This is a genomic window from Streptomyces sp. R33 (assembly GCF_041200175.1).
In the GTDB taxonomy this organism is placed as follows: domain Bacteria; phylum Actinomycetota; class Actinomycetes; order Streptomycetales; family Streptomycetaceae; genus Streptomyces; species Streptomyces katrae_B.
This window is the reverse complement of the sequence record NZ_CP165727.1, coordinates 8,346,189-8,363,869: the sequence shown is the minus strand read 5'-3', so window position 1 is coordinate 8,363,869 and position 17,681 is coordinate 8,346,189. Positions and strand designations below refer to the sequence as shown.

Sequence of the window (17,681 nt, the reverse complement as noted above, 5' to 3'; positions counted from 1 at the left end):
ATGGCCCAGACCAAGACCACCTCGGACACCACGCCCAGCACACCGGGCACCGGCCAACGACCGTCGGCCGGTGCCGTACTCGCCCGAGCATTGCGCGGCAACCTGCGCCAGTACGGGATGCTGCTCGCACTGGCGCTGATCGTGCTGCTGTTCCAGTTCTGGACGGACGGCATCCTGCTCCAGCCGCTCAACATCACCAATCTGATCCAGCAGAACGGCTACATCCTCATCCTGGCCATCGGCATGATGATCGTCATCATCGCCGGGCACATCGACCTGTCGGTCGGGTCGCTCGCCGCCTTCGTCGGGGCGGCCGCGGCGGTGATGATGGTCGAGCACAAGATGGCGTGGCCCGTGGCGCTGGTGGCAGCTCTGCTGATCGGGGCTCTCGCCGGAGCCTGGCAGGGGTTCTGGATCGCCTATCTCGGGATCCCCTCGTTCATCGTCACGCTGGCCGGCATGCTGCTGTTCCGCGGTGGGACCCAGATCCTCCTGCAGGGCCAGTCGGTGGCGCCGTTCCCCAAGGGCTTCCAGAACATCAGCAGCGGCTTCCTCCCCGCCGTCGGCCCCCACACCAACTACCACAACCTCACCCTGCTGCTGGGCCTCGTGGTCTTGGCCGTCGCGATCCTGCAGGAGGTGCGCGGACGGCGGCGGGCCGCCTCGTACGGGCTGGAACCGCTCCCGGTAGGGCTGTTCCTCGTGAAGCTCGGCGCGATCACCGCGGCCGTGGTGGCCTTCACGCTGCTGCTGGCCAGCTACCACGGCGTGCCGATCGTCCTGCTGATCCTCGGCGTCCTGCTCGTCGGCTTCGGATACGTGATGCGCAACTCGATCCTCGGCCGGCACACCTACGCCATCGGCGGCAACGAGGCCGCAGCGAGGCTGTCCGGGGTGAACAGCAAGCGGGTCGTCTTCCTCGCCTTCGTGAACATGGGCGTCCTCGCGGCCCTGGCCGGGATGGTCTTCGCCGCGCGGCTCAACGCCGGTACGCCGCAGGCCGGCATCAACTTCGAGTTGGAGGCGATCGCCGCAGCCTTCATCGGCGGCGCCTCCGCGAGCGGCGGTGTGGGTACCGTCCTCGGTGCGCTCACCGGCGGTCTGGTGCTGGGCGTGCTGAACAACGGCATGTCGCTGGTCGGCGTGGGTACCGACTACCAGCAGGTGATCAAGGGCCTGGTACTGCTGGCGGCCGTCGGCTTCGACGTCTACAACAAGCGCAAGGCAGGGGCCTGACCTGGCCCCTCCCCTGCTCGGCGCCGCCGCCCGCACGAGGAGGGGGCCTCGCCTATCGGCACCCCGGCTCCCGCGGCTCCGCTCGCGCGTCAACGATCCGCTCGAAGAAGAACTCGTGCTTGAGGAAGGAGACGTCGTACTCCTGACCCGGGTAGGGCGGGAGCAGCTGTGCGGCCTGGATCAGCCGCCAGCCCGCCCGGAGCGCCGCCTCCCCCGACTCGTACGGCGGCACGTCGCTATCGCCCGTGGTCGGTGAGGTGCGGTCCGTGCCGTCGTACAGCGACCAGCCCACGACATGGGAGTCCAGTGCCGAGGTGGCCAGGTACAGGACCAACACCTGCTGCCGCAGCACCGGCGCGGTGCCTTCCGTCCGCTCGGGGCGGCGTTCTTCGGTCGTCATGCCTGCCCCTCCGCAGGGCGGTTGGAGACCCTGCTCACCCAGTGGTCGAGGTCGAAGTCGTCGTCGCCGGTCAGCACCCGCCACAGCAGGATGCGGTTGAACCGCTCCAGCCGGCCGGCCTCCATCTCGTCCCACGGGAGCATCGCGTCCAGCTCCGCAGCCACCTGCGGGTCGTCGAGATCAGAGGTGTTCCGCAGGCGCTGTTGACCCACCCTTGGGTTGAATCGGACTTGAACATGTAGCGCATCGTGTCGCTCTCGTTGCTCCGGCCCCCTTGACGCGGCTTTCCGCGCTGCGACGGGAGAGACGGTCGTCGGCTACATCCGGGCCCGGCGGATGGAACGGGCGCGCCACTTCCTGCAGCAGGCCACCACCCTCTCCGTCCCCGCCGTCGCCGCATCGGTCGGCCTTCCCGACCTCCAAGCGTTCAACAAGGCTTGCCACCGCGCGCTCGGGGCTTCTCCGCGCGCCATCCGCGCCGCCCAGTCCGGTTCCCCGTGCTCCCCCGCCCCGTGGTCCGACCGGCACGGGACGCGACTGCCGGGCCGCCCCGCAGGACCCGCCGCCCCCGCTTTCTCCCCGTCGGCAACCTTTCCGCATCCTGCGGCAACCCAGCAGCGCACCTCGACTCGGATCTTCGAACGGACGGACATGCAGACTGCACGGCAGGCCGCGCGGCAGCGCAGGCAGAGACAGAGACTGATGAGGGGCGCGACGGTGCTGCTGACCATCGTGGGGGTCCTCGCCTGCCTGGTGACGACCATGCGCCCCGGCCCCAAGGCGGAGGCCGGGGGCGAGGTCAGGGCCGACGTGGCGGCCACCGCCGCCACCGGGGCGGGAGCCACGCCCCAGGCCCCGACGAGCCCAGCGCCCTCGACGGACAGCTCGCGAGCGGCGCCCACCCCGACCGCGACCACGGGGACGACCGCCGCGGCGCCACCGCCTTCGGCGGAAGCGCCCCCGAAGTCGGCGTCGACCACGGCGCCGTCGGCAGGACGCATCCAGCCGGGTACCACCTACAGCGGCGTCGCCACCGCCTACGCCGCCGCCGACGGCAACGGCGCATGCCTGTTCGGCCCGAGCGACGACCTCATGATCGCGGCCATGAACACCACCGACTACGAGTCGTCCAGGGCGTGCGGCGCTTACGTGCGCGTCCGCGCAGCGAGCGGCGCCTCGATCACGGTCCGGATCACCAACGAATGCCCACTGCCCTGCGCACCCGGACAACTGGACCTCAGCGAACAGGCGTTCGCGAAACTGGCCGATCCCAAGCTCGGCCGTATTCCGATCACCTGGAGCCTGCTGAGCCCCTCAGCCCCCGGCACGATGTCCATCCGGTACAAAACGGGGTCCAGCCCCCACTGGTGCGGCATCCAGGTGATCGGCCACCGGAATCCGGTCGTACGGCTGGAGGTGCGCACCACCAAGGGCTGGCGGAAACTTCCTCGTACCGACTACAACTACTTCCTCTCCGCCGACGGCAGCGGGTGCGGCGGCGCGATGAGGATCACCGACATCTACGGAGAGCAGCTGACGGTCGAGGGGACCGCGCTGCTGCCGAACGTCGCACAACCGACCCGGGTCCAGTTCGCCCCGCGCTGAGACCGCGCCGCCTCGGACGGCGGATCCACGGTGGCGCACGGGAGTGACCCTTGATCGAACGGGCCCTGGTACGCTGCCGCCCGAATGTTAACGCACACATTTTCGGAGGGGGCGACCGACGGACATGGTCCCCGATGACGCGTCCGCGGAGTTCCACGACTTCTTCGAACGCCACTACGCCGGACTCGCCCGGTTCGCCCATCTCCTGACGGGCGAGTCGGACGGCGGCGACGATCTGGCCGCGGACGCCCTGATCGCCCTGTGGCAGCGCTGGGACCGGCTGCGCCAGGCCGAGTACCCCCTCGCCTACGCCCGTGGCGTCGTCGCCAACCTGGCCCGGTCACGGATCCGCAGCGCGGTGCGCGAGCGCCGCCGGATCGCCCTGTTCTGGTCCCGCGGCGTGGAGCCGTCGGACGGTCCGGACGTGGCCTCCGTGGTGGACGTCCGTACCGCTCTCGCCCGGTTGCCCTTCCGGAAGCGGGCATGCGTGGTCCTGCGGCACGCCTTCGACCTGTCGGAGAAGGACACCGCGCTGGCGCTCGGCATATCCGTCGGTACGGTGAAGAGCCAGACCTCGAAGGGGATGGCCGAACTGGAACGGATGCTGGGCAACACAGGAGCGTCCGGGGAACTTTTGACGGGGAGGAGGAGCCGTTGAACGAGGAACTCGCCCGGCAGCTGCGCACGGCCGCCGAGGCCCATCAGCCCGACCGCGCCCGGATCCTGGCCCGTGTGGAACGCGGCATGGCCGGCGCCCCCGCCCGCCGGCGCCAATCGCCGGGCGCGCGGCCCTGGCGCGGGGTCGCCCTCGCCTCCCTCGCCACGGCCGGCGTCCTGGCGGTCGGTGGCTTCGCCGTCGCCGCCATCGTCCAGTCACCGCCGGCCCGGCCGGACGTCTCGGCCACCCCCGCCGCGCCGCCCGCGTCCCCGGCGCCCTCCGCGCCGTCCGCGTCCCGGACCCCCCGCTCGACCCCGTTGGCTCCCACCACCGGCGGCTCCACCGCGCCGGGCCACTCGTCCCCGACGAGCCCCGGCCCCGCGGCGTCGGGCGGCGCCGGCTCGGCCGGCCCCGGCGGCGCGCGCGTCCAGGACGGGCCGTTGCGGTCGGCCGGCTCCTTGGCCGCGAACAGCAACCCCTACTGGGCGCAGAGCGACATCACCCTCAAGACCACCGAGCCGCTCACCGCGCTCACCGTGGAGCTGCGCATCGCGCAGACCGGCGGAGTACAGAGCACCGGCGGCTGGCGGACGCTGCCCGCGGACGACTTCACCGTCACCGTCCGGGACGAGGGCGCAGCCGTGGTCTACCGCTGGATCCTCAAGCCGGGCCGTACGGTCCCGGCCGGGCAGCACGTCTTCGCCGGCCAGTACAACCACGCCGCCGGCGAGCGCGAGGCCGGGCTCGACGGTTACCGCGTCGACGCAAACGGTCCCCGCGGCGCCCTCTCGGTCTGGGGCGGCTTCTCCCCGGCACGATGATGCCGCGCCCGCAGCCCTCGGGCTGAGCGGGCGCGGCCCCGGCGATGTGCGGACGTACCGCCAGTGGCCCGTGAGGGGCGGCTCCCATCCGCCGCCCACCCACGGGCCAAGGCGTTCAGGACAGGTCGCCGTAGACCACGCCACGGCCGTAGCCGCCCAGGTAGACCCGCCCGTACACGTCGGGGTCGCCGCTGATGACGCTGATGGCGCTGCCGCCGAACTGGTGCTGGTCGTCGTTGATCCGGACCCAGGCCGAGCCGCCGTCGGTGGAACGGAACAGCCCTGCGACGCCCTTCACCTTCCCACTGAGGTAGAGCGCCTGGTACCCGGCGCCCGGGGCCGGCTTGCCGAAGCCGACGGCGGTCGCCTGCTCCACGCCGCCCAGCTTGCCGAAGCTCTTCCCCCCGTCGGTGGAGTGCAGCAGTCCGCTGCCCGCGCCGGCGATCCACAGGTCACCGGGGATGCCGGGAACCGCCTTGAGCTCCCCGGCGCCCAGGCCGGTGGCCCGGGCGGTGAAGTGCTTCCCGCCATCGGTGGAGACGTACAAGGTGCCGCCGCTGAGGGCGTAGAAGGTGTTCGCCGCCGAACGGTCGGCCACCACGGCCGCGTCCTTGGGCAGACCGGAGGCCGCCGCCCAGGTCGAGCCACGGTTGGTCGAGTAGAACGGAACCTGCCCCGCGGGGGTCCACACCACGGTGGCGCCGTCCGCCGAGACGGCCACGGAACCGCCGCCCGCGTCGGGCACCGGCGCCGCGGCGAACGGTGCCCAGTCGGCTCCGCCGTCGGTCGAATAGGCGCCGTGCTGCGCGCCGCCGAGACCGACCCGCACCATGAACTGCGGCTTCGACTGGGCGAAGTCGATACCGGTGGTGTTGGTGAACAACGGTCCGGAGAGCGCCTTGGAGGGGACCTTGGTCAGGTCCTCGTGCCGGAAACCGCTGACATCGCCGAGGGCACTGATCAGGGGAAGACCGGGGGGCTTGATCAGTCCGAGCGTCGCGGTCTCCTCCAGGCCCTTGGCCGGGATGGTCCAGTGCGTCGCCTGCCCGGTGTCCACCGCGGTCACGTCGTTGCTGCCCCACATCCCCGATCCGGTGCCGTACAGCACGTGACCGGAATCGAAGGGGTCGATGGCCAGGGCGCCCATCCAGTGACCGATGCCGGTGCCCACGTAGGGCGCCGCAGAGCTGTCCCGCACCGAGGTCGCGCCGAGCGCCTTCCAAGAAGCGCCGCCGTCGACCGACCGGTAGATCTCGTCCGAGGGCCACCAGCGGTCCAGCGTGGTGACCATGACCGTGGACGGGTGCTGCGGATCGACCGACAGGCCCGCGAAGCCGTAACCGCCGCTGGACGGCGAGATGTTCTGCCAGCCTCCGGTGGACGGCGTGTACTTCCATACCGAACCAGCCGTCACGCCGTTCGGGCCCGGCGCGTTGGTGTAGGTCAGGTACAGCGAGCCGTCACCGGACAGCACTCCGTGCTGCGGCAGCTGCCCCTTCGGCTGGCCGGGCACGGCCTGCCAGGTGCTGCCGCCGTCGGTGGAGCGGTACAGCGAGGTGGTCTTGTCGGCCACCCCGACGTAGATCGTCCGGCTGCCGGACGGGCCGAAGGTCACGAAGGAGAGACCGACTCCGCTGCTCGCACCGTCCTTCACGGGGAAGCCGGCGACCTGGCTCCACGTCACGCCGTAATCGGTGCTGCGCCAGAGCCCGTTCTTGCGGGTACCCAGGTAGAGCGTGCGGTGGTCGGACGGGTCCACCACCAGCCGCTCGCCCATGGACCGGCCGTCCTCGTTGCCGCCCAGTTTGAACGGCAGGTCGGTGCGCTGGAAGGTCCTGCCCTGGTCGGAGGAGCGCAGGATCGCGCCGTTGCCGGCCCAGTCGTTGGTGTAGGTGCCGCTCGCGAGGTACAGGCGGTTCGGGTCGACCGGGTCGGTCGCCAGGCTCTCGATCCCCAGCAGGTTCCAGTCGGCTCCGCCGATCCAGTCGGTCAAGGGGGTCCAGCGTGCGGCGGTCGCGTCCCAACGGTAGGCGCCGCCGATGTCGGTCCGCGCGTACAGCAGGTCCTTGCGGGCGGGGTTGAAGACCAGCCCGGTGACGAACCCGCCACCGACGATCTGCGCGTTGTGCCAGGTGTACCCGGCCGGGCCGCCCACCCTCACCAGCTTCCACCGCTGATTGCTGCTGCCCTGATCCGCGTACTGGATGAGCGGCACGCCGTCGCCGCGGGAACCACCCCACACGTCCAGCACCATGCCGCTGCTCCGGGAGACGATTTTCACCGCTGCGCCGCCGACGTCCTCGATCTTCCACTGCTGCGCAGCGGCACCGTGGTCGGACTGCTGCTCGACGGCTGCCGCCGACTGTCTGGACGCACCCCGCACACCGAGGACCTTCTTGCTGCTGCGGTTCTCCAGCTCGTAGTAGCCGTCCCGCGTCGGCTTCAGCCGCCATTGCTGACTCGCGGCACCGGCCACGCGGCTCTGCTGCCGGGTCCAGGCGCCGTCCGAGGCGTCCGCACCTGGCACGTCCAGCACCTTGTCGCTGCGCACGGACACCACTTCGTAGTAGGCGTCGGAATCCAACGTCGCGGCCTCCGAGTCGGCCTGCACGAACAGCAGGTAGGGGCCGAGCACACCGGGCACACCCAGCGTCAGACCCATCGTCGCCCAGCGCCGGCGGTGGCGTCCACGCGCACGTCGCTCGCTACCGGCCGCGTGCGTGCGCCGATCGCGACCGTGGGCGGTGGGATCCGTCTCGTTCATGGGGGTTGCTCCTTGCTCCGGGCCTGCCTCGCCCACCCGCTCAGGTCAGCGGTGCGCAGCGGCATACGGCGCCGTGGTCGGACGATCCGTAGGTGTGATCGTCTTCGGGTCGCCCGTCAGTCGCCACAGCTCCGCAAAAGGTTGCCGACCGCCGAAGTCTTCCTTGGACCACCGACGGCCTGGCCCAGCGCGCGCAGTTGGTGCTGGCGTAAGCACGAGGCTGGTACCACACGGTGTCACCGCGGCAGGCCGGCGCACCGAGCAGCACCGCTCCGGCGTGCCGGATCTGCCCCTTCCCGTCAGCGGCGACGGACAGCCGCTGGTTCCACCCTGTACTCTCGCTCACCGAGAAGGTGCACCTGTTCTTGCGCGGATCCGGCCTAGACACTGGGATCCTCGCAGCTCAGGAGCACCTTCTCCTCACTTGTCGTCAGATCACCCAGCCCGGTTGAATACCCGAGGTCAATCGAGGTGTGGCGCCGTACTCGGCGGATCGCTCCCCTGAGGGAGGTGGGAATGGGGCTCATGGATACGGACCACGCGGGGCTGGTCGTCGCGGCGCAGGCCGGTGACGATCGGGCGCGCGAGAAGCTGATCGCCGCGTACCTGCCGTTGCTCTACAACATCGTCGGGCGAGCGCTGAGCGGCCATGCCGACGTCGACGACGTCGTCCAGGAAACCCTGCTGCGCGTGGTGCGCGACCTGCCCGCCCTGCGTTCCCCGGAGAGCTTCCGGTCCTGGCTGGTCTCGATCACGCTCCGCCAGATCAATGCCCACTGGCAGCGGCAACGCGCCTTCGCCGACCGGACCACGGTCATCGACGAGGCGCTCCGGATACCGGACGCCGGCGCCGAACCTGAGGACGCGACGATCCTGCGTCTGCATGTGTCGGACGAGCGCCGTCAGGTTGTCGAAGCCCGCCGGTGGCTCGACCCGGACCATCGGGTGCTGCTGTCGCTGTGGTGGCAGGAATGCGCCGGCTCGCTGAGCCGTGACGACATCGCCGCCGCGATGGGTCTCACGGTCGCCCACGTCGGAGTACGTCTGCAACGCATGCGCGAGCAGCTGGAACTGAGCCGGACGATCGTCGCCGCGCTGGAGGCCGACCCGCGCTGTCCGGAATTGAACGAGACCGTCGTCGGCTGGGACGGTCTCCCTGCATCGGTGTGGCGCAAGCGGATCGCGCGGCACACCCGCGGCTGCACGGTCTGCACGGCGACGACGTCAGAACGGGTTCCGGCCGAACTACTGCTCCTCAGCCTCGCGCCGCTGGCCGTCCCGGCCGGACTCATCGGCGCGCTGGCCGCCAAGGGCCTGCTGTCGGGCACGGCCGCGAGCGCCGCCGGGCCGGCCACGGCACACGTCGCCGTCACCTCGGCGACGGGCGGAAGCGGTCTGCACGGCTCGCTGATCGGCAAACTCCACGCGGTGACCGCTCATCAGCTGATGGGCCTCGCCACCGGTGCGGTGCTCATCGCCGGGACCGCCACCTACGCGACCTGGCCCGAACCGGTGCACCGGGTGCCCGGAGTCATCGCCGCTCCCCCGGTCGGAGATCCCACGCCGAGCCCGTCGCGCACCACCACGTCGGCGGGACCATCCCCGGCGAGTCCGTCCGCCGCAGCGAGCACTGTTCCGCTGGGCGCACAGTCACTGGAGTCCGTGGCCGACCCCGCCCTGTACCTCACCTATGCGGGCGACTTCGCGATGCTCGGCCGAGTCTCCGCGTCCAGCGGCGCGCAGACACGGCAGCGTGTCACCTTCACGGTCATCGGGGGGCTGGCCGACACTCGGTGCGTCACCTTCCGCGCCGCCGACGGCCGCTATCTGCGCCATCGCGACCTGCGGCTACAGCTGAGCACCAACGACGGCAGCGAACTGTTCCGTGAAGACGCCACCTTCTGTCCGAGCCCGGGGGCGGTCGCCGGGTCGGTGACCCTGCACGCACACAACTATCCCGGATCGGTCCTCCGCCACCGCGACGGTGGCATCTGGCTCGATGGATCCGACGGCACCCGGGCCTTCGCCGGTCAGGCTTCCTTCATCATGCGCAGGGCCTGGGCCTCCGCTCCTTGAGCATGTTGGACCGACTCGCGCAGTGACGGCTGGTGATCCTGCACCACCACGGGCCTGCACCACGCCGTTCTCAACCCGGCAGTGAGCCGAGTGCTGCGCCGAACCGGTTCCGATCCGCATTCGTCGACGGCTGCCCCGCCGTGACGGCCTGAAGACTGATCACTACAACCGCTGATCGGTACCACTCCACAAGCCTTCGCTGTGATCAGGACGGCGCCCTTTCCCCAGGGACGACCAGACGGCGGGGCTTGGCATAACACTTTTTGCCTGCGAGATGCATCACCGAGCAATCGTCCGGACGGCGCGCCTTTTTCGTTACGAGACCGCGAGTTCGGAGGCCTCCATATCGTGGGGTTCCTTTCTCGCCGCTCACCACGGGTGCCGGCGTGGCAGGTTCCCCGACCTTGCCGTTGACGTATCTCCTGAAGAAAGCCGCTCCCATGACGCGACACACCCACGACCCCCGGGCGACCGGTACACAGGAACGGTCCCACGTCCTGCACCGCACCCATCCCGAGGCGGATCAGGCCGTACCGGCCGATGCGCGCACGATCACGGCACCCAGGGTGACCCGCGCCCCCCGGGGAGAATCATGAAAGGCCTGCACCGGCTCAGCCGACGTCGCCGGACATGGACGATAGGACTGTCGGCCACGGCCCTGGTGGCCGGTGCCGTGACGCTCCTCCCCAGCTCCGCCGGAGCCGCCAACCTGGGTACGCAGGCGGCCCCCTCGGGCAGGTACTTCGGCACCGCTGTGGCCGCCGGCAGGCTCGGCGACCCGACGTACGCCGCGATCTCGGACCGGGAGTTCAACATGATCACCCCGGAGAACGAGATGAAGTGGGACGCCATCGAACCGTCCCGCGGCAATTTCAACTTCGGCCCCGCCGACCAGATCGTCAACCGTGCCCTGGCACACGGCCAGCGCATGCGCGGCCACACCACGGTCTGGCACTCGCAGCTCCCGTCCTGGGTCAGCTCCATCGGCGACCCGAACACGCTGCGCAGCGTGATGAACACTCACATCACCACCGAGATGACCCACTACAAGGGCAAGATCTACGCCTGGGACGTGGTCAACGAGGCGTTCGCCGACGGCTCCACCCAGCACCGCAGCTCGGTGTTCCAGAACGTGCTGGGCAACGGCTTCATCGAGGAAGCGTTCCGCACCGCCCGGGCGGCCGACTCCTCGGCCAAGCTCTGCTACAACGACTACAACATTGAGAACTGGTCCGAGGCCAAGACCCAGGGTGTCTACAGCATGGTCAAGGACTTCAAGTCCCGCGGCGTGCCGATCGACTGCGTCGGGTTCCAGAGCCACTTCGGCGCCGACGGCCCGCCGTCCAGCTTCCAGACCACCTTGTCCAACTTCGCCGCCCTGGGCGTTGACGTCCAGATCACCGAGCTGGACATCGCCCGGGCGTCGTCCACCCACTACGCCAACACGGTCAAAGCCTGCCTGTCCGTGGCCCGGTGCACCGGCATCACGGTATGGGGCATCCGTGACAGCGACTCCTGGCGCAGCGGCGACAGCCCGCTGCTGTTCGACAACAACGGCAAACCGAAGGCCGCCTACACCGCCGTCGTGAACGCCCTCAAGGCCGCCGCCGGTACCACCGGCGGGACCGGTACAGGAGCGATCAAGGGCGTCCCCTCCGGTCGTTGCATGGACATCAACGGCTCGACCACCGTCAACGGCACCCAGGCACAGCTGTGGGACTGCAACGGACAGACCAACCAGCGCTGGACCTACACCTCCAGCAAGCAGCTGATGATCTACGGCAACAAGTGCCTGGAGGCCATGTCCAAGGGCACCAGCAACGGCACCGCGGTGGTCATCGGGGACTGCGACGGCGGCGCCGGTCAGCAATGGAACATCAACACCAACGGCACGATCGCCGGCGTCCAGTCCGGGTTGTGCCTCGACGCCGTCGGCGCGGCCACCGCCAACCGCACCAAGATCCAGCTGTACTCCTGCTGGTCCGGCACCAACCAGAAGTGGACCGGCCTGTCCGGGACGTCGACCCCGACGACGCCCGCGCCGACGGGCGGCACGTGTGCCCTTCCGTCGACGTACCGGTGGACGTCGACGGGTGCGCTGGCGCAGCCGGCGAACGGGTGGGGCTCGGTGAAGGACTTCACCGACGTGGTGTACAACGGCAAGCACCTGGTCTACGCGTCGAACACGTCGGGGTCGTCGTACGGCTCGATGATGTTCAACCCCTTCACGAACTGGCCGGACATGGCGTCGGCCGGCCAGACCGGGATGAGCCAGGCCGCGGTGGCGCCCACGCTCTTCTACTTCGCACCCAAGAAGATTTGGGTGCTGGCGTACCAGTGGGGTTCGTGGCCCTTCATCTACCGCACGTCGAGCGACCCCACCAACCCCAACGGCTGGTCCTCGCCGCAGCCACTGTTCACCGGCAGCATCCCCAACTCCCCCACCGGCCCGATCGACCAGACCCTGATCGCTGACGGCCAGAACATGTACCTGTTCTTCGCCGGTGACAACGGCAAGATCTACCGGGCGAGCATGCCGATCGGGAACTTCCCGGGCAACTTCGGCTCGTCGTACACGACGATCATGAGCGACTCGACGGACAACCTGTTCGAGGCCCCGCAGGTCTACAAGGTTCAGGGCCAGAACCAGTACCTCATGATCGTTGAGGCGAGGGGTGCGAATGGGCGCTACTTCCGCTCGTTCACGGCCTCCAGCCTGAGCGGTTCGTGGACCGCGCAGGCCGGCAGCGAAAGCAAACCCTTCGCGGGCAAGGCCAACAGCGGTGCCACCTGGACCAACGACATCAGCCACGGTGACCTGGTCCGCAACAGCCCCGACCAGACCATGACCATCGACCCCTGCAACCTGCAGTTTCTCTACCAGGGCAAGTCCCCCACCGCGGGCGGCCCCTACGATCAACTGCCGTACCGGCCGGGTGTCCTCACCCTGCAGCGCTAACCCGCCCGATCCACGGTGATCGCGGTTCGGGGCGGCCTGCCGACCCGCAGACCAGCGGTACACGGCCCGGGCAGCTCCTTCTGCTGACCGATACCCCACCGCCTCGAGGAACCCCAGCCGTGCGTCGGCTGGGGTTCCTCTCTTGCCGGCGTACCGGGCGGCATCTGCGGTCCGAGGCCGGATGAACCTTGCTGGTCAGTCCGCCACGAGACCTGCCGAGCAGGGCTCCCTTCAGACGGAGCTTGCGGCGACGTCGGACGCGTCGACGATCGGCCTGTACGTTCTGACACGTCGGGGCCGCCCTTGCCTCCTACTTGCCGACCGGGTCGCGGCCGTCGAAACCGCGCCCCGGCCTGATGGGCCACGGTTCACCAGCGCAGCGCATGGTGTCGGCAACGGTTGAAACGAGGGCCACGGTCAGCGCATGAAAAGAGGGCGGCCGGTGGGGGTCTCGTGATCATCCTGGTTCCAGCGGTGCTGGACCAGGATGAAGCGGCCGACTCCTGGCCCGCGCCCGAGTCGGGCGAGGTGGACTGTCTGGTCGCCATCGCTGGTGCAGTCACCGAGGTTGACGGGCGACGCCGCGCCTGCCCACCGTACCCGGGTATCGCCCCCTCCGGGCTCGGCCGCGTCGTGTGCCCTCCGCAGGTCCGGGTGAACAATCCGTTCCGCTCGCCGACGGTAGCCGGTCCGCTGCCCGGCAGCGCTTGAAACGCAGACCGCCGGGCAGCCGCTTTGTGAAAGGACTCCCGACAGACGCCTCCGTGGAGGAAGCGCCGCCCCAAGGCGCTGCCGCTGCGGCGGTCAATGAATGCCAGTGGGACGGCCGACCTGTCGGTGCACCGTAAGAGAGGCCCAGAATGCCATGGACAAGACCTCGCACGCCCTTGCCGTGATCACCGGCGCCTCAAGCGGCATCGGGTTCGAGCTGGCCCGGGAGTTCGTCCGGCACGGATACGACGTGTTCGTCACCGCCGATGACGAACTTCTCGACGACGCGGTGGCCCGGTTGCAGCCCTACGGCACGCGGGTCCACTCGGCCCGCGTCGACCTGGCGGCCGCCGACGGCGCGGAGACCTTGCTCGCGGAGCTCCGCGCGCTCGGCCGGCCGGCGAGCACCGCCGTCCTGAACGCGGGGATCGGCCATGGTGGCCCCTTCCTGGAAACCGACCTCCCGGATCTGGCCCGCGTCCTCGACGTCAATGTCTTCTCGACCGTCTACCTGACTCACCAGCTGCTCAGCGACATGGCTCGGCGGGGCGAGGGGCGAATACTCATCGTGACGTCAGTGGCCGCCGAGATTCCCGGGCCGTACCACGCGGTCTACAACGCCTCCAAGGCCTTCCTGGAGTCCTTCGCAGAAGCCCTTCACAGCGAGGTGAGGGATTCCGGCGTATCTGTCACCGCGCTGATGCCCGGTGCCACTGATACCCGGTTCTTCGTGCGTGCGGGTCTGCTCGACACCCGCCTGGGGCGTGCGAAAAAGGACGATCCCGCGCTGGTGGCGCGCCAGGGCTACCGAGCGCTCATGGACCGGAGAACACGCAAGGTTGCGGGATCTCTGCGCACCAGGGCACAGCATTCGGTGACCCGGCTCCTCCCCTCGGGGGCACGTGCCGCCGTGCACCGCCGGTGGGCGCAGCCGCACGGCAGCCGAAGCCACCTCTGACCGCGCTCCGGCCCGGTCTCGCGGATCAAGCGACACGTGGGAGCCCCGTATCCACCCGCCGGCGCCACGCGAGGGCGGCGCGCGGGCGATGACCGTCACCGTTCGGCCAAGAGCGTGCGCTCCTTCCGCTACCTGGCTCCGGGCGACTACTTGAGCGCGCGTGCTTTGAGGCATGCCGTGTTGGCGAGGCCGCTGCCGCTATCCGCGCTCACTCGGCGGTGACGAAGTTCGCGATACGAAGTCCCCAGGTCTGCACGTCGGCGCGGGTGCGGGCAATGTGAAGTTCGGTCTGCGGTAGGTAGTGGGCCAGGGTGGCCGCCGTCGTTACGGGGTGGCCGGGGTCGTCCGCCCACGTCAGGATCAGTACCGGGCGCTCCAGCGCGGCGAGCGCGGTGGTCGGGGGCAGGTCGGATCGGGCCAGGCCGCGCAGAACGGCGGGCAAGATCAGCTCGGGTGGCGTAGGAGGGAACTCCGGGACGTCGGCGGCGGCAGCGGGGCGGCGCGCCTCGCCCCTGGTAGCGAGCCAGTGCTCGGCTCCTTGCCGCTCGATGGTGTCGGCGGCGGCCCGGTTGGCGCGGGCATACCCCTCCCGGGTCGCCCAGGCGGTCGGCGGGAGCAGCAGCACCAGCCGGGAGAAGCGGTCCGGCTGCCGGACGGCGGCGTGAAGGCAGGTGCCGCAGCCCATCGACGCGCCAATCGCGTCGACGGGCTCCCGGGCGTCCAGGTGATCGAGCAAGCTCATCAGGTCATCGGCGAGAGAGACGTAGGTGTAGTCCTCATCGACGGGCCGGCCGGTGGAACGGCCGTGCCCGCGTGCGTCGTAGCGGACCAGGCGCCGGCCCGCCCGAAGGACCGGCTCCCAGTCGAAGAGGTTCATCCTGTGCTCGACGTCCTGGCTCGTGAACCCACCGTGCGCGTACACCGCCAGGAGCCCTTCGCCTGCGTCGTCGTACACGAGCTCGGCCCCGCGGTGGCGGAACCGGCCTTCGGTGACCGGCCCCGTCTTGGGCGTCGTCCCCATACTTCCGCCTCTTTCCGCCCTCGGGGGCTCCCAATCCCCCCACTGCGAGGTGAAGAGCCGACGTCCGAGCAGATACGGGCAAGTCGCCGTCGACAGGGTGCTCAAACGGTGCTGGCGGCATGAGCGTCGCGGACCACGCCTATTGCGGCCCATCGGACGAGCAGTACTGCGGTGATGAGTGCGGCGGCAGCGATGGCGTACGTCCGCCAGGAGTGCTGAGCCGCGGAATTCCTTTCGGTTTCAGCCAGGTGCCGGGCAGGCCACAACGAACTATGGAGGTGCGCGTTGGACGGCAGCGGGCTCTCAAGTGGGATCGCCCAGGAGGAGCCGGTGCGTCCTCCGCGGCAGCGGTCGTCAGCTGGAGATGGCTTCGAGGAGATCGCCGACCTGGGGATCGGGCAGGGCGCGGGCCACGTCAGCCTGGGCGACGATTCCGACCAGGTCGTGGCCGTCGATCACTGGCAACCGCCGTACATGGTGCTCGGACATGGTGCGGAGGATCTCGGAGGCGTCGTCGTCGGCGCCGATCGTCACGGCTTCGCCCTGTGCAAGCTCGCCCGCCTTACAGCTCGCCGGGTCCTTACCCACAGCGAGGACCTTGGTGACGATGTCCCGGTCGGTGATCATGCCCTTGAGCTTGTGGTCGGTGCCGCAGATCGGCAGCGCACCGACGTCAAGGCGTGCCAACTTCTTCGCCGCCTCCAGCACGGTGGATTCGGCATCGATACATTCAGGTTCCGGAGTCATGATGTCGCGTGCGGTAGTCATCACAGCCATCCCGTCTCGGAGGATCGAAAGACTCTTAACGGGCCCCTGCCCCTTCCTCCATCACCTACGCATCAAACAGGCTCGTGTCCCTGGGATAGGGAGCGGACCAGGACGGGTGCGATGTGGTGCATGAGCGCGTACACGACGTCGCCACTCCACCAGCGCATCCGAGTGCCGCCCGTAGTCGGCGAGCCCGGCGAAATGCGGGGTCGGAACGCTGACCGCCCACCGGCCGAAGACAACGGTGCGCCAACTGGCGAAGCTGGTGTCCCGACTGTCCCGGAACGGCGAGTTCACGGACACGGCCAGCAGGGTCGGGAGCCAGGGCCGGAGCCGATTCAGCACGGCCACGCTAGTGTCGCGTCGGGACCGCCCACGTGGACGTGCATGCATCCTCAGCTGCTCGTCAACCAGCTGTCGCGCCTCGCCTTCCATCCGAAAGTACGCGCGGCGTAGCCACAGCAAGTGGCCTCCGGCCTCACCAAGCTGCCGACACACGGGAGCCTCGATCTGGGCCTGGAGCAGCTCCTCCTGCACCTCGCTCTCCCCGGCGAGGGGAGCGATACCGGCCGTACCGCGCACTTCCTCCACAGCGGAGCCCGTATGCCCTGCGGGCCGACCAGCACATGCTCTTCCTCGACTCCCACGGTGATCATGTCTTGCGGCTACCCGCCCGCTCTTTGATCACCCGCAGCCTGGACCGCTCAGGTTGCGGGCCGCGGGCTGCGGGCCTCCTCGAATGGCGCGGCGCGTCCCCGTACCGGGTGCGGGCCTGCCGCACGGCGGCCGACACCGTCGGCGACCTGCCACCGGGTCCGGTGGACGCCGCCGAGGCCAGACAGCAGCGTGCGGTGGGCCCAGTCACCGCGGAGGTGATCTCCCAGGCATCGACTGGCGCGGTACCGCGCTACCCGGCCCGCCTGGAGGCCGAGGCCGACCCGGACGCCCGTGCCGGCTGGCACCTGGCGGCGGGGGGACTGCCACCTGCACTCCGACTGGTCGGACGGCGGCAGCCGCTGCATCGATCGCCCTCGCGTTGCCGGACGGCATGGACGCGCGGGCGATCTTCTCGGTCAGCTCCAGGTCACGGACCGCACGGGGGCCGGGAATGCCGTTGCGGCGGGCATAGAAGGCTGTGCGGGAGACCTTGAGCAGATCACACGCGCGCTTGACGTTGTGGATGCTCTGCTTCTCCGCCTCGATGAACGGCTGCACCGTCACCGGTCGCCTTCGCGAAGAAAGCCGTCGCACGCTTGAGGATGTCGACGTCCTCGCGCAGGCGGCGGTTCTCCCGCCGCAGCGCGGCCAGCTCCTCGCGCTCGCTGCTGGTCAGCCCGTCACGCCCGCCCGCCTCGACCTCGGGCTTGGCCCAGTCCCGCACCGCGGTCTCGGTCAGGTCGAAGTCCTTGGCTATCTGACCGACCGAGCGGTCACCGCGCCGGCACAGCTCGACGATCTCGGCCTTGAACTCCGACGTGAACGAACGGCGAGGGCGAGGCTTCTCGAGCGGCGGTTGCCGTTTCCGGCGGAAGGGGCGCGGCTGTGTGAGCCGGCCGAGCTCACGCAGGCGCGGCTCGCGGGCCGCCGTGAAGACGACGCAGACGGTGAAGAACCGGGGGAACGGCCGCTCCATGCCGAAAGGCCCCGACCAGCCGGGGGGGGTGGGCTGGCCGGAGCCTGCCCGGGCCGGCGGGGGGGCGCTCG

General features: G+C 69.9%; 15 protein-coding genes and 1 pseudogene. 9 read left to right on the top strand and 7 right to left on the bottom strand.

Annotation, left to right across the window (positions count from 1 at the left end):
• A complete protein-coding gene (gene mmsB, locus AB5J51_RS38555) occupies positions 1-1,236 on the top strand; it encodes a multiple monosaccharide ABC transporter permease (protein WP_369779926.1) in 1,236 nt (411 codons plus the stop codon).
• A gap of 52 nt (positions 1,237-1,288) precedes the next feature.
• Here the strand turns inward: mmsB and AB5J51_RS38550 are convergent, their stop codons facing one another.
• Together AB5J51_RS38550 and AB5J51_RS38545 are read right to left on the bottom strand one after the other, a co-directional pair.
• Positions 1,289-1,636, bottom strand: coding sequence for a hypothetical protein (locus AB5J51_RS38550; protein ID WP_369779925.1), 348 nt, complete (start codon positions 1,634-1,636; stop codon positions 1,289-1,291).
• Positions 1,633-1,848, bottom strand: coding sequence for a hypothetical protein (locus tag AB5J51_RS38545; RefSeq protein WP_369779924.1), 216 nt, complete (start codon positions 1,846-1,848; stop codon positions 1,633-1,635). Before AB5J51_RS38545 ends, AB5J51_RS38550 begins: the two co-directional genes overlap by 4 nt.
• A 61-nt stretch (positions 1,849-1,909) precedes the next feature.
• On the opposite strand from AB5J51_RS38545, the pseudogene AB5J51_RS38540 reads away from it, so the two are divergent.
• The 4 genes and pseudogenes from AB5J51_RS38540 to AB5J51_RS38525 all read left to right on the top strand — a co-directional run.
• Positions 1,910-2,119: pseudogene (locus AB5J51_RS38540) on the top strand (helix-turn-helix domain-containing protein); the annotation flags it as partial.
• Between the two features lie 219 nt (positions 2,120-2,338).
• Positions 2,339-3,241 (top strand): expansin EXLX1 family cellulose-binding protein, encoded by a 903-nt coding sequence (locus AB5J51_RS38535; protein ID WP_369779923.1) that lies wholly within the window; start codon positions 2,339-2,341, stop codon positions 3,239-3,241.
• Positions 3,242-3,365: 124 nt separating this feature from the next.
• On the top strand, positions 3,366-3,899 hold the full coding sequence (locus tag AB5J51_RS38530) for a SigE family RNA polymerase sigma factor (protein WP_053788192.1): 534 nt from the start codon (positions 3,366-3,368) through the stop codon (positions 3,897-3,899).
• A complete protein-coding gene (locus AB5J51_RS38525; RefSeq protein WP_369779922.1) occupies positions 3,896-4,720 on the top strand; it encodes a hypothetical protein in 825 nt (274 codons plus the stop codon). Before AB5J51_RS38530 ends, AB5J51_RS38525 begins: the two co-directional genes overlap by 4 nt.
• Positions 4,721-4,835: 115 nt before the next feature.
• On the opposite strand, the gene AB5J51_RS38520 is transcribed toward AB5J51_RS38525, so the two are convergent.
• Positions 4,836-7,382, bottom strand: a complete 2,547-nt coding sequence (locus AB5J51_RS38520) for an RICIN domain-containing protein (protein WP_369780390.1) — start codon at positions 7,380-7,382, stop codon at positions 4,836-4,838.
• Between the two features lie 618 nt (positions 7,383-8,000).
• Between AB5J51_RS38520 and AB5J51_RS38515 the strand changes: the two genes are divergently transcribed.
• From AB5J51_RS38515 to AB5J51_RS38500, 4 genes are all read left to right on the top strand, one after another.
• On the top strand, positions 8,001-9,560 hold the full coding sequence (locus AB5J51_RS38515; RefSeq protein WP_369779921.1) for a sigma-70 family RNA polymerase sigma factor: 1,560 nt from the start codon (positions 8,001-8,003) through the stop codon (positions 9,558-9,560).
• A gap of 592 nt (positions 9,561-10,152) precedes the next feature.
• Entirely contained in the window at positions 10,153-12,519 is a 2,367-nt protein-coding gene (locus tag AB5J51_RS38510; protein WP_369779920.1) for a non-reducing end alpha-L-arabinofuranosidase family hydrolase, read from the top strand.
• Positions 12,520-12,972: 453 nt separating this feature from the next.
• A complete protein-coding gene (locus AB5J51_RS38505) occupies positions 12,973-13,230 on the top strand; it encodes a hypothetical protein (RefSeq protein WP_369779919.1) in 258 nt (85 codons plus the stop codon).
• Positions 13,231-13,411: 181 nt separating this feature from the next.
• Complete coding sequence (locus AB5J51_RS38500) at positions 13,412-14,188, top strand: SDR family NAD(P)-dependent oxidoreductase (protein WP_347878304.1); 777 nt, start codon at positions 13,412-13,414, stop codon at positions 14,186-14,188.
• Positions 14,189-14,396: 208 nt separating this feature from the next.
• Here the strand turns inward: AB5J51_RS38500 and AB5J51_RS38495 are convergent, their stop codons facing one another.
• From AB5J51_RS38495 to AB5J51_RS38480, 4 genes are all read right to left on the bottom strand, one after another.
• The gene (locus tag AB5J51_RS38495) at positions 14,397-15,209 is read right to left on the bottom strand and encodes an alpha/beta fold hydrolase (RefSeq protein WP_369779918.1); all 813 of its coding nucleotides are present in this window, start codon (positions 15,207-15,209) and stop codon (positions 14,397-14,399) included.
• A gap of 354 nt (positions 15,210-15,563) precedes the next feature.
• Positions 15,564-15,977, bottom strand: coding sequence for a CBS domain-containing protein (locus AB5J51_RS38490; protein WP_199828082.1), 414 nt, complete (start codon positions 15,975-15,977; stop codon positions 15,564-15,566).
• Between the two features lie 60 nt (positions 15,978-16,037).
• Complete coding sequence (locus AB5J51_RS38485; RefSeq protein ID WP_369780389.1) at positions 16,038-16,370, bottom strand: glutamate-cysteine ligase family protein; 333 nt, start codon at positions 16,368-16,370, stop codon at positions 16,038-16,040.
• A 763-nt stretch (positions 16,371-17,133) separates the two neighbouring features.
• Positions 17,134-17,610, bottom strand: a complete 477-nt coding sequence (locus AB5J51_RS38480; protein WP_369779917.1) for a transposase — start codon at positions 17,608-17,610, stop codon at positions 17,134-17,136.
• Positions 17,611-17,681: the final 71 nt, after the last annotated feature.